This is a genomic window from candidate division KSB1 bacterium (assembly GCA_034505495.1).
Lineage (GTDB): Bacteria > Zhuqueibacterota > Zhuqueibacteria > Residuimicrobiales > Krinioviventaceae > Fontimicrobium_A.
Genome location: JAPDQV010000007.1, coordinates 1 through 12,854 on the forward strand (window position 1 = coordinate 1; position 12,854 = coordinate 12,854).

A 12,854-nucleotide genomic window follows, 5' to 3' on the forward strand; every position below is an offset into this window, starting at 1 on the left:
GCTTTGAAATGTTCCAACGTTTCTTTATCCATCATGTTTCCTTTTCCCTCTATGTTGCATACCATTCGGGTCAAGCCCGCAATATTTTCGATTTTATTTGACTGTCGTCATGTGCTCCTTCCTTATCGACATCAGGCTGCGCGCGTAATTCCGGCAGCCACCTTGTAACCGTCAATTTCCCATTCGCGGCAATGATCGCCCACAGCCTGACCGAACGACATCTCTACCGTCAGCGTTTCGTTCTGCACATAAGACCGCATGGCCTTCAGCGCCTCTGCCATCACGCCGCTTGCCGCCACGCTCATGCGGATGCGGTCGGTCACCTCCAAATCCGCCTCCTTGCGCAGATTCTGAATGCGGTTGACAAACTCGCGCGCCAACCCTTCATGCAGCAACTCGGTGGTAATCTCGGTTTTCAAACCGACCGTCAAGTCGCCTTCCGAAGCGGCCGCCAAGCCGGGCTTGCTTTCCGTTTTAACGGTTACATCCTCAGGCGTAATCAGCACCTCGTGACCGTCGATCGACAGCCGTTCGCCGCCGTTCAGAATGTGATCGATCTCTTCTTCAGAAAAAGCGCGAATCGCCTCCGCCGCCTGGTTGACCAGCTTGCCGAACTTGGGACCCAGTTTTTTGAACACCGGCTCTACTTTCCGACTGTACAATTCCCGCTCGTCGCCGATGTAACGGATCGATTTGACGTTGAGTTCCTCCAGGATCAGGTTTTCCATGCCCTTGAGGAGCTGAGGCCGCCGCTCGTTGCGGGCGACAATAACGATCTCCGACAACGGCTGCCGCACGCGGATGCCGACATCGTTACGGATCGATCGGCCGAGCTCGACGATGCGACGCACCAGCGTCATTCGTTCCTCGAGCAGTTCGTCATTGAAATCCAGGGGCTGAATGCCGGCCTGCGGATAATCGCAGAGATGCACGCTGGACGGAACGTCGAAACGGCCGGTGGTCAAACCGCGGTAAATCGCCTCGGCCAGAAACGGCGCAAACGGCGCCATCAGCCGACTGATCGTTAAAAGGCATTCGTAGAGCGTTTGAAAAGCTGCGGTTTTGTCCTGTCCCATTTCGGACTTCCAAAACCGCCGTCGACAGCGCCGCACGTACCAGTTCGACAAATCTTCGATGGTAAAATCGGCTATCGCGCGCACCGCTTTGGTCAATTCATACTCGCTCAGCTCGGAATTGATCTGTCGGGTGACGGTGTTCAGCCGCGACAGCACCCAGCGGTCGATTTCGGCCCGCTCGGCAATCGGAATGCGCTCCTCCGGCCGATAGCGGAAGCCGTCGATGTTGGCGTACATGGCGAAAAACGCATACGTGTTGGTCAGCGTGCCGAAAAACTTGCGCGCCGTTTCGGCAACACCGGCTTCATCAAAGCGGGTCGGCACCCAGGGCGGACTGACCGCCAACAGGTACCAACGCAGCACATCGGCGCCGTATTTTTCCATCTGTTCGAATGGATCGACCGTATTGCCGAGCGACTTGCTCATCTTTTTGCCGTCTTTGTCGAGGATTAGCTCCAAAGACACGCATGTCTTATAAGTCGGCTGATCGAAGAGAAAGGTGCCGATGACCAAGAGCGAGTAAAACCAGCCGCGGGTTTGGTCCACGCCTTCGGAAATAAAGTCGGCCGGAAAACTCTTTTTGAACTTTTCCTGATTTTCAAAGGGATAATGCCACTGCGCCACCGGCATGCTGCCCGAATCGAACCAGCAGTCGATGACTTCCGGCACCCGCTGCATGCGGCCGCCGCACGAGGAACAGACGACGCCGATTTCGTCGACCGTCGGCTTGTGCAGGTCGAGATCCTCGGGCACATCGATGCCTCGCTCGCGCAGCTCGGCAATGCTGCCGATGCAGTCCTGCGCTCCGCATTGCGGACAGATCCAGATCGGCAGCGGCGTGCCCCAGAAGCGGTCGCGCGACAGCGCCCAGTCGATGTTGTTCTTGAGCCATTCGCCGAAACGGCCGGCGCCGACCTCTTTCGGGTACCAGTTGATCTTTTCGTTGTTGGCGATCAAACGATCCTTGAACGCTGTGGTACGAATGTACCAGGACTTGCGTGCATAGTAAAGCAGCGGCGATTTGCACCGCCAGCAATGCGGATAGCTGTGCACGATCTTTTCCGAACGGTAAAGAATACCGCGCTGTTTCAAGTCGGCGATGATGTCCGCATCGGCGTCTTTGACAAAACGACCGGCCCACGGCTTTATGGCATCGATGAATTTGCCGCTGCGGTCCACCGGATGAATCATCGGCAGGCCGACCTTTTGCCCGAGCTGATAGTCGTCTTCGCCGAACGCCGGGGCAATGTGCACGATGCCGGAACCGTCGGTGGTGGTGACGAAATCGCCGGCCACGGTATAATAGGCGCGCTTGTCCGGCTCCACAAAGGTATACAGCGGCTCATAATCGATTCCGAGCAACTCGCTGCCGGTCTTTTTTTCGAGAATTTCGTATTCGCCGTGCAGAACGCCGAGCCGTTCTTCGGCCAAAATCAGATTCTGTCCCTGATGCCGTACTTTGACATAAATGACGTCGGGATGCAGCGCCAATGCGACGTTGGAAATCAGTGTCCAGGGCGTCGTCGTCCAAACCAGAAAATAGGTGTTGTCTTCACCCTTGACCTTGAGCTTGATATAGACGGAAGGATCGGAGACCTCTTCATAGCCGAGGGACACCTCATGCCCCGAAAGCGGCGTTTCACAATGCGGGCAGTAAGGCAGAATTTTGAAGCCCTGATAGATGAGTCCCTTCTTCCAGAACTCTTTAAGAATCCACCAAACCGATTCGATGTACTCGTTGGTATAGGTGATGTAGGGATTCTCGAGGTCAACCCAGTAGCCCATGCGCCGGGTGAGCTCGTCCCAGTCCTGCTTGTAGAGCCATACGCTTTCGCGGCATTTGGCGCAGAATTCGGCCACGCCGTATTCGAGCACCTGGTCTTTGCCGTCCAGGCCGAGGGTTTTTTCGACCTCGATCTCCACCGGCAGGCCGTGCGTATCCCAGCCCGCCTTGCGTTCGACGCGAAAGCCCTGCATGGTCTTGAGTCGGCAGACTGAATCCTTGACCGTGCGGGAGATGACATGGTGAATGCCCGGCCGGCCGTTGGCCGTCGGCGGTCCCTCGTAAAAAACGAAAGGATTATCTGCGGGGCGTTCGTCCACGCTGCGTTGAAAGGTTCGATCCTTTTCCCAAAAAGCAAGGATTTCCTTTTCGAGATCCGATTGACGTTGAGGTAGTTCCGGGTAAATCATAGGCTCACTATAGATAGTTTTTGATCAACGGATAAAGCTTACGGACAGTTTCTTCGGGCCAATAGGAACGGTCGGTAAGAATCGCTCCCGCCAGGGCATGGCGGCAACTGCAGTCGACTTCAGGATCGATCTTGGCGATTGTTCGCCGCAGCATCTCTTTTGCGGTTTTGATGTTTTTTTCCATGTAACTGAGAACCAGTTCGACCGAAACCGTATGGCCGCTTTCCGCCTCGTACCAGCAGTCAAAGTCGGTCACCATGGCCAAGGTGGCATAGCAGATTTCCGCCTCCCGCGCCAGGCGCGCTTCGCTCATCTGTGTCATGCCGATCACATCCATGCCCCATTTGCGATAGGTTTGCGATTCGGCCAGCGTGCTGAACTGCGGACCCTCCATGTTAAGATAAGTGCCGCCCGCGTGCGTTACGGCGCCGATTTCGCGGCCGCTCTCGAGCAACGCGCGGCCAAGCCGATCGCACAACGGATGCGCCATCTGCACGTGCGCCACGATGCCTTCGCCGAAGAAGGTGTTGGGACGAGCGAGCAGACAGCGATCAAAAAAATTGTCGATGATCACCATGTCGGTCGGTTTATAGTCGGGGCGCAATGAACCGACGGCCGAGACGGAGAGGATCGCTCCGACGTCCAGCAGCTTGAGCGCATAAATGTTAGCGCGATAGTTCACTTCGGACGGCGACAGGCGATGGCCCCGACCGTGCCGCGGCAGGAAAACAACCTCTTTGCCTTCCAACTCGCCGATGATCAAAGCGTCCGAAGGCGGGCCGAAGGGAGTGTCGATTTTTTCTTCCCTCAGCCGAGAGATGCCTTCTATCTGATAAAGACCGGATCCGCCGATAATGCCGATTCGAGACATAGATCGTTCCTATAATCGTTCAATTATTGCCGTTAAAAGCATGTTGAACTTTGGTGCCGTTTCCTGGGCAACACGCGAGACGTCTTCATGCGTAACCGGCTGCATGGCTTGGGGCAAAGCCTGATCGGTAACTGCAGAAATGCCGAGGATTTCCATCCCCATTTGCCGTGCCGCCAATACTTCCGGTACGACCGACATGCCGACGGTGTCGGCGCCGAGCATCTGCAGCATGCGCACTTCGGCAGCCGTTTCGTAACTTGGACCGCTGACCGCGGCATAGACGGTTTCGGCCAAAGGGAGTTGCAGCAAAGCCGCAGTCTCTAAGGCGAGTTGCCGAAGACGACGGCTGTAGGCCTCGCTCATATCGGGAAAGCGTGCGCCGTACAGCTCGTCGTGCGGGCCGATCAGCGGATTGTCGCCCATCAGGTTGAGGTGATCCGTGATTAATGCCAGAGTCCCAGGCGTAAGATGCGGGCGAAGGCCGCCGACCGCATTCGTAACGATCAGAGTGCGAATACCCAGCAGAGCCATAGCGCGAACCGGTAGAACAATCTGCTGCATGCTGTAGCCTTCGTAATAATGAAAGCGGCCCTGCATGACCAGCGCTTTTTTTGCGCCCAAGCGTCCAAATACAAGGCGGCCGGCGTGAAACTTGACCGTCGACTGCGGCAGATGCGGAATTTCATGATAAGGAATGACGCCCGCTTCCTGCAGCAGGTCCGCAAAACCGCCCAGCCCGGTGCCGAGAATGATGCCGATAGGAGGCTTGGACGGAAGTCTTTGCTGCAGGAATTCAACAACTTCCAGTATTTGCTGTTTATAGGATGTCGTCCCTTTGCTGCTCACAACCTTTTGTTTCAAGTTTTGCGCCGGTTATCAGCCGCTCCCGCTATTCTGTGATGAGCTGAAACTTATCAGAATGCTGCTTCCGAGGGGAGCCGGAGTTTCTGACCTTAAGGCTTTAGATTAAATTGCGGCTCAGATCCTCGTCTGCCGCGATCCCTTTATCGCGCATGTCGCGGGACAAGTCGAGATTGCCGGTGCGCGATGCGGGCCGAACGATGCGCGGTCGTTCCGCATCTCTTTCATGCATTGGGGTAGCCGGTTCGGAAGATTGATTTTGCGCAAATTGATCGGTATGCGACGGCTGCCGCAGCCCCGGCGCGTCGTCTTCCATCAATTCGAGCATTTCCAGCTGCGATTCCAGGATTTGCCGCAGCCGGCGGACGAACGAGTCCTTTTGCGCATGCAAAAGATTTATTTCCCGTTGGATTTTAGCCAGCTCTTCGCGCCCTTCTTTGAGGATGCTTTCGGCCTCGAGCTCCGCTTTGCGGATAATCAGCTCGGCTTCGCGCTGAGAATTGGCGCGCGTATCGTCCACGGCGCTTTGTGCCTTCATCAGCGTCTCGCGCAGCGTTGCTTCCACGCGCTGATAATCGCGCAGCTGCGTGCGAAGCTTGATCAGCTCATCATTGAGCTGATTTTTTTCGCGCAAATGAAACTCCAGCTCGTCGGCCACCATGACCAAAAAGGCTTCCACTTCGTCGGGGTCGTATCCGCGCAGAACCTTTTTGAATTCTTGTTTGCGAACATCCAACGGCGTCAGTTTCACGGTTTTCTCCTTCGTAAAATTGAAGCAGCCTTTCTGCCTACAAAGAGAGCAGCAGGCGGTCGATCAACATGATGAGCAATAGTGCTATAGCCGGAGACAGATCGAGACCCGCAAGCGGCGGTATTATTTTGCGCAAAACGGAGAGCGTCGGCTCTACGGCCCGTTCGATCAGGCGCACCGGCGCAGCCTGTCGATTGACCGGCAGCCAACTCAGCACCGCCGCGGCAATAATGAGATATGCATAAATCGACAACAAATAATGTAGAACCAAAATGCCCATCTTGTCGGCTTTGACTGTAAATTTAACAAAATATATTGGTTTATGGCGTAAAAATCAAATAAAAAGTTGGAGGGAATTGCCGAGATATTTCTTGTTGAGTATTAAATAATTTAAAATAACTATTTTCACGTTTGATTTTTAACATTTGCGCTATTATATTGACCCTATATAAGGGTTTGTTTTAAGCAATGGAAAAAGCAATGTCCGAGCACCGGGTGACCTTTTTAGAAATTTTATACCATTTGATCGAACGCAGATTTACTGTAATAAAAATTGTATTAACAGCCGGAATTATTACCGCTATATTCTCCTTGATTATGCCGAAATGGTACACGGCAAAGGTTACTTTATTGCCGCCGAGCGAAGAGCGCAGCGATTTTGGCGTAAGCTCATTATTAAAGAACTTGCCGGTGGGTGGTTTAGGGCTGGGTCTCGGCTTGGGCACCCTATCTGACGAAACAAACCTATATTTGGCTCTACTTAATTCAAGAACAGTTCAGGATCTTGTATTAGAACGCTTTAATTTAAAACAGCGTTATAAAGTAAAAACGATGGAGGAGGCTCGAAAAGTCCTTGCAAAGAATACTTCAATAGAAATAAATGAGGACAATACTATAAGTGTTTCTGTTCAGGTTAAAACACCATTTTTCAGCAGTAAAAGAAAAACTGAAGAAGCAAGAATACTCTGCGCAGACATTGCGAATTATTATATTTCGAAAATGGACAGTGTAAACAGGCTGGTTCGTTCTGAAAAAGCAAGAAGAACGAGGCTGTTTCTCGAACGAAGATACCTGCAAAATTTAGAGGATTTGCATCGCGCAGAAGAAGAATTTAAAGACTTTCAGAATAAATATGGGATGATCGAGATCGAAGAGCAAACAAAAGCTATTATCTCCTCTCTGTCCCAACTAAAGGCTATGCTAATGGTAAAAGAAGTAGAAGCTTCTGTAGTTTCCCTCGACAAAAACAGAGATCATCCCGATGTAAAAAGAGTGATGAAAGAAGTTGAAGAGCTAAAGAAAAAGTACAATGAATTAAAAAATAAAAGTGAAAGAGATTTCTCTCTTATAAATGAGAGCGATCCGTTCATACCTCTCGGAAATATTCCTGATATTGGTATTCAGTATCTTCGTCTCTATCGCGAAGTAAAAATTCAGGAAATGGTACAAGAATTCTTATATCCGCAATATGAGCAAGCCAAAATCCAGGAAGAAAAAGACACACCGACAATTCAAGTATTGGATCCTGCTGTTCCACCTGAGCTAAAAACAAAGCCCAAACGCGTCCTCATGGTAATCGGCAGCATGCTTGCAGCTTTCTTTATTTATGTTCTTTTTTTAATCTTTTCATTTCAGCTTGATTATTTAAAAATATCAGATCCATTAAAGTATAAGAAAGTGGTTGCAATGGGCGGGATGATAAAACAAAGCTTCAAACTATTTAGTGTAGGAAACCATTAATTATCAGCAATGCAATCCATCAAACTTTTCTCGTCCGCAACTACTAGTAAAAGATTAATATTAGAGGTATTAATTTCTCTATTTGGAGTTGCCTGTGGTTTTGCTTTAAGCTATATTGGAATTATTAAATGCGGCTTATTTCTTCTATCTTTTTCTTTGCTCTTTATTTTCATCAATCATCCTATTCTTCTTCTTGTTATTGCTTACTCTTCGGGCATATTTAAAGATTGGCTCACCGAAAAGACGGCTTTATTTGCTTCAATTGATTTTACTGTTTTTATTTACTCGCTGACCATATTAATTCTTATCTTTCACTTTGTGAGGGTGGGAAAAATTTGGCAACTCAAAGTGCCGCCCGGTTTTATTTCTTTCAGCTTGCTTTTCCTACTAATGATTTTTTCTCTATTCTATACCGCCTCACCCAAATATGGCTTATTAAAAACATCAAGCTTTTTCTTTTTCAACGGATCTCTTTTTATTTTTTCATATTTGGCAATTACAACAAGGGAAGATATAAATGCTTTTATTAAATTTTTTGCTCTACTAGTTGGAGGGGTTGCAGTTTTTGCATTAGGAAATTTAATACATGGATTTTTAAAAGGTAATTTGATCTTTAGTTATCGTGCTTCATTTCTAGGGATTAATCCTATTAGTTACGCCAATTGGATTGGTGCAGCAAATATATTTTTTATTTCTCTATTATTTGGAAGGATTGACAGAACCAATAAAATATTCCTGGGGATACTTGTTGTCATTCTCACAGCTGCCATGCTGGTATCGAATTCGCGCGGACCTATTGCCAGCTTTGTTTTTTCATTGGCGGTATTAGGATTAATAAACATCCAACATATAAAAATTAAGCATCTTATACAAGGGGGGAGTGCCATACTTTTGACGATTATAGTTCTATTTTTTATTTTACCGGAACAAGTTACAAGTAGATACTTGGATCTTTTCGGCGGGGGAAGTGATGTTGTTTCAAAAGTTCATTCTGCTTATACAATAAACACCCGTTTATTTGCCTGGCAAACTGCTGTGTCTGCCGCGCTGTCAAGTGTGAGGAGTTTCTTCTTCGGAATAGGCTCAGGGGGATTTTCGAGTTTGTTCTACGGCCTGGATGTAAGATTATACCCTCACAATATGCTTATTGAAGTTTTCTGCGAACTTGGATTGGTGGGTTTAATTCTATTGATTTCTCATTTTTATATACTGTTTAGCCTTTTTTTTGCAAAATTAAAAAATATTGGGGGGCAGGATAAATTTACTTTTCTGGGGTTTGTAATGGCAGCAATATTTTTGACTTTTTCTGCGCAATTCAGCGGTGACCTGAATGATAATCGACGTATCTGGTTTTTTCTCGGGCTGGCTTTGGCAAGTTTGGAAATATATTTAAAAAACGCGAAAAATCTTTATAATGACAGATATCAAACGTCAAATAATTAAAAATTCGCTTTCGATCTACATTGGCAAAGCATTAAGTTTAGGTATTTCTTTTTTTGTTTTTATTTCGATTGCAAATTATTTAGGGGATGTAAACTTTGGAAAATTATCCACAGCCATTACCTATATCTCTGCTTTTGATTTTTTAGCAAATTTTGGTATTAATCAAATTATTATCCGCGAACTAGCGGCAAATCGGTTCAAGTATGAAAAAGTTATTGCCTCTGGGCTCATAATCAAGCTGGCAGTTACCTTTTTCGCTTTTGGACTCAGTCTTTTTCTTTTAATATTTCTAAATTATACACCCGAAATAGTAGTAGCGATTATCATTATATCCTTCAATCTATTTCTTTCTTCCAAACTTTCCTCAACCCGAACCATTTTTGAGACGGTGTTTCAAGCAAGGCTTGATATGGCTTTTCCTATGTTTTTTGTTGTCTTGGATAATATTCTTTTTGCAGCAGCGTTTTATTATTCAAGATCACATTTTTCTCTTTCAATGTTGCAGATAGCAATTATTTATACGTTCACGAATTTACCAGGTTTTTTAGCTATTATTTATCTTTTTTTTCGAGAGGTAAAGCCGGAATTAGCCGGAACTTGGGAATTAACTTTGAAGCTTTTTCGTGAGAGCGTTCCGCTTGCTGTATATTTGTTCTTTTCAATTCTTAGTACAAAAGTCGATATATTGATGTTGTCACACCTGGCCTCAGAATCCGAAGTCGGTATATATTCTGCAGCCGTTAGGCTTGTTTATCCTTTAATGTTTTTTTCTACTTCATTTACCCTGTCCTTGTTTCCTTTACTTGCTAAATATTATGGACAAAATGAGGCAAAATTTAATAGTATTTTCTTTTCAGGAGTTAAAATTGTCGCTCTGCTCGCAATAATAATCAGCATGCCTTTAACAATTAAAGCTGAAAATATTTTTAAAACTTTATATATAAAAGAGTATTGGTCAGGAATAATACCTTTTCAAATATTAATAATAACCTTGGGATTTAGCTTTTTTAATTTTTACTTTATTGATTTATTAATTGCAATAAAGCAACAAAAAGCATTGACTTACCTTTTAGGAGCAATCTTGATGATTAATGTTCTTTTAAATTTGCTCCTAATTCCAAAATATAGTTTTTTAGGATCCAGCATGGCTCGATTAGTTTGTGCCGTTTTGTTATTCATTATGTTAATTCGGGTGCTAAAACATTATTTAAAAATTTCTAAAATATTAAATATAAATATTATTTTATTTACAATTACTTTTAGCTTTTTTCAAATAATTATTCGAAACTTGAGCTTGTCTTTATATTTTCTGGTTTGTACTTTCTTGTTTGTTTCTTTAATCTTCCTGTTCCGCGTTTTTAAAATTACTGAGGCAAAGCAACTAGTTTATCTAATTACTAAGGAAAAGATAAAATTTTAGCCATTTCATGAGGAGCGGCTCATGCGAGTAGATTTTGTCGACCTTAAAGCACAGTACAAATCGATTAAAGAAGAAATTGACTCGGCAATCAGTAAAGTTTTGGAGAGTGCAGCTTTTGCTGCAGGACCTTTCGTTAAATCTTTTGAAGAACATTTTGCTGAGCAACAAGGCGTAAAATATTGCGTGGGAGTCAATTCAGGAACTGCGGCATTACATGCTGCAATGATGGTTCTTGACGTTAAAGCTGGTGATGAAGTCATCGTACCTGCCAATACATTTTTTGCTACTCCTGAAGCTGTTTCTCTTGCCGGAGCGACGCCGGTATTTGTCGATTGTGATCCTTTATTTTATAATTTAGATGTAGATAAAATCGAAGCTGCGATTTCACCCCGTACCAAAGCCATAATTGCTGTTCATCTTTATGGTCAACCAGCCAGAGTCGATAAAATAAAACAAATCGCAGAAAAACACGGCTTATTTTTAATTGAAGACTGTGCTCAGGCACATTTGGCAACTTTAAATGGGCAGCCCGTAGGGACTTTTGGCGTCATGGGATGTTTCAGCTTCTATCCGGGAAAAAACTTGGGCGCATATGGAGAGGGCGGAGCCGTTGTAACCGACGATGAAAAAATTTATCAAAAACTAATGATGTTTCGCGATCATGGAATGGCAACCAAGTATAAGCATGAGATTATCGGTCATAACTATCGAATGGAGGGACTACAGGGAGCGATCCTGGATGTAAAGCTTAAATACTTGGAGCAATGGACAGAAATTCGCCGAAAGAACGCCGAGCTTTATCGTCATTACCTAAAAGATATAGAGGAAATTGAATTGCCGACTGAAATGGAAGGGGCAAAACATGTGTACCATCTTTATGTGATCCGAACCGAAAGGCGTGATGAATTGCAAAAATATTTAGCTGATAATAATATCTTTACTGGAATTCATTATCCCATCCCCTGCCACCTGCAGAATGCCTACAAAAACTTGGGCTACAAAAAAGGCGACTTTCCGATTACAGAGAGCTATGCTGAAAGACTCCTTTCTCTACCCATGTCAGAACAGTTAAAGGAAGAGCAAATCGCGTATGTTGCAGAAACAATCAAAAAATTTTGGAAATCATGAAAAGTGGTCGCCAGAAAATATTGATGCTGCTTCAAAGCGATTTCCCGCCTGATATTCGCGTGTCAAAAGAGATCAAAGCCTTATCTAAGGCGGGGTATACACTTTTTTTGCTTTGCAACAATAATAAAAATTTGCCGGAAAAAGAAAAAATTGATAGTGCTCAAGTACTACGCTTACCCAGATTGAATTTTCTACCGCAAAAGGCGGCTAAACTATTGCGAATGCCGTTTTTTTTTAATCCATTATGGATCTATTTAATTTTAAAAATAATAAGAAAAGAGCGAATCGATGTCATCCATGTGCACGATCTGCCCCTCGCTCCTTTAGCAATAGGAGTCGGAAAATTAACTTCTCTTTCTGTTGTTTACGATATGCATGAAAACTATCCCGCTGCAATGGCGATTTGGGCCAAGAGGCTCTCTTGGCTTGAAAGACAAATTAAAAATACCATCATTGCACAAAAGCTGAATCGATTTGCGATAAAACATGCAGAAAGAATTATTGTGGTGGTGGAGGAACATAGGGACAAGCTCATTAAAGAGGGTGTTTCTCCAAATAAATTGGCGGTTGTGGGGAATACCGTAGATGTTCAGGAATTTCTTGGCCTTCCGATAGATACGGAAATCATTGATCGATTCAAATCTTTTTTTACCATTCTGTATATAGGTTCTTTTGCCGTCGACCGTGGATTAGAAACTGCCATCTTGGCAATGAAATACCTTAAGGACAAAATCCCTAACGTCCGACTATTATTAGTCGGCAGCGGAAAGAATCTTGAGGAGCTTCAACAATTAACTAAAAATGAAAATCTTGAAGCTTGGGTAGAGTTCATCGATTGGGTACCGTTTAAAAAGGTACCTTCCTTCGTTAGTGCTGCAAAAGTTTGTATTATTCCTCAACCTTCCAATTCTGCAAACGATTCGACCATACCCCATAAGTTGTTTCAATATATGCTGCTTGAAAAACCGGTTCTGGTCTCTGATGCCGCTCCTCTTAAACGGATTGTTGAAGAATGCAAATGCGGCAAAGTTTTTCGTTCCGATGATCCCAAACATTTTTCGGATATGATTCAAACCCTTTATGAATCTTCAGAATCTTACGGTGCTAATGGAAAGAGATGGGTAGAGAAAAAATATAATTGGGAAAATACTTCTAAAAATTTAATTACATTATATTCTTCGATATCCTAAGGAGGAGATTGTGAAGACTGCTGTCATAGGACTTGGTTATTGGGGGCCCAATTTAGTAAGGAATCTTTTTGAAACCAATTTGTGCGAAGAAATTTATTGTTGTGATCTAGACGAGTCTAAGCTCAAAAAAATACAATCTCGATATCCTTCAATAAAGATAACAACCGATGTCAATGAAATT

The 12,854-nt window shown here is 45.2% G+C and carries 10 protein-coding genes; 5 read left to right on the forward strand and 5 right to left on the reverse strand.

Annotation, left to right across the window (positions count from 1 at the left end; all coding sequences use genetic code 11):
• Positions 1 to 131: 131 nt before the first annotated feature.
• From ileS to ONB24_04490, 5 genes are all read right to left on the reverse strand, one after another.
• On the reverse strand, positions 132 to 3,269 hold the full coding sequence (gene ileS, locus ONB24_04470; protein ID MDZ7315360.1) for an isoleucine--tRNA ligase: 3,138 nt from the start codon (positions 3,267 to 3,269) through the stop codon (positions 132 to 134).
• A gap of 7 nt (positions 3,270 to 3,276) precedes the next feature.
• Positions 3,277 to 4,140: an S-methyl-5'-thioadenosine phosphorylase gene (gene mtnP, locus ONB24_04475; protein MDZ7315361.1), complete on the reverse strand. Its 864-nt coding sequence runs from the start codon at positions 4,138 to 4,140 to the stop codon at positions 3,277 to 3,279.
• 9 nt (positions 4,141 to 4,149) lie between these two features.
• Entirely contained in the window at positions 4,150 to 5,001 is an 852-nt protein-coding gene (locus ONB24_04480; GenBank protein ID MDZ7315362.1) for a purine-nucleoside phosphorylase, read from the reverse strand.
• A gap of 100 nt (positions 5,002 to 5,101) precedes the next feature.
• Positions 5,102 to 5,752, reverse strand: a complete 651-nt coding sequence (locus ONB24_04485) for a DivIVA domain-containing protein (protein MDZ7315363.1) — start codon at positions 5,750 to 5,752, stop codon at positions 5,102 to 5,104.
• A gap of 37 nt (positions 5,753 to 5,789) precedes the next feature.
• Entirely contained in the window at positions 5,790 to 6,032 is a 243-nt protein-coding gene (locus ONB24_04490) for a YggT family protein (protein ID MDZ7315364.1), read from the reverse strand.
• A gap of 200 nt (positions 6,033 to 6,232) precedes the next feature.
• On the opposite strand from ONB24_04490, the gene ONB24_04495 reads away from it, so the two are divergent.
• Genes ONB24_04495 through ONB24_04515 form a run of 5 tightly spaced genes read left to right on the forward strand, consistent with a single transcriptional unit; the run spans position 6,233 to position 12,673 of the window.
• Positions 6,233 to 7,492: a Wzz/FepE/Etk N-terminal domain-containing protein gene (locus ONB24_04495; protein ID MDZ7315365.1), complete on the forward strand. Its 1,260-nt coding sequence runs from the start codon at positions 6,233 to 6,235 to the stop codon at positions 7,490 to 7,492.
• A gap of 9 nt (positions 7,493 to 7,501) precedes the next feature.
• Positions 7,502 to 8,935, forward strand: a complete 1,434-nt coding sequence (locus ONB24_04500) for an O-antigen ligase family protein (protein ID MDZ7315366.1) — start codon at positions 7,502 to 7,504, stop codon at positions 8,933 to 8,935.
• Positions 8,907 to 10,355, forward strand: a complete 1,449-nt coding sequence (locus ONB24_04505) for an oligosaccharide flippase family protein (protein MDZ7315367.1) — start codon at positions 8,907 to 8,909, stop codon at positions 10,353 to 10,355. The genes ONB24_04500 and ONB24_04505 overlap by 29 nt, the downstream gene beginning before the upstream one ends.
• Positions 10,356 to 10,376: 21 nt before the next feature.
• Complete coding sequence (locus tag ONB24_04510) at positions 10,377 to 11,483, forward strand: DegT/DnrJ/EryC1/StrS family aminotransferase (protein ID MDZ7315368.1); 1,107 nt, start codon at positions 10,377 to 10,379, stop codon at positions 11,481 to 11,483.
• Positions 11,480 to 12,673, forward strand: a complete 1,194-nt coding sequence (locus ONB24_04515) for a glycosyltransferase family 4 protein (GenBank protein MDZ7315369.1) — start codon at positions 11,480 to 11,482, stop codon at positions 12,671 to 12,673. Before ONB24_04510 ends, ONB24_04515 begins: the two co-directional genes overlap by 4 nt.
• Positions 12,674 to 12,854 lie beyond the last annotated feature (181 nt).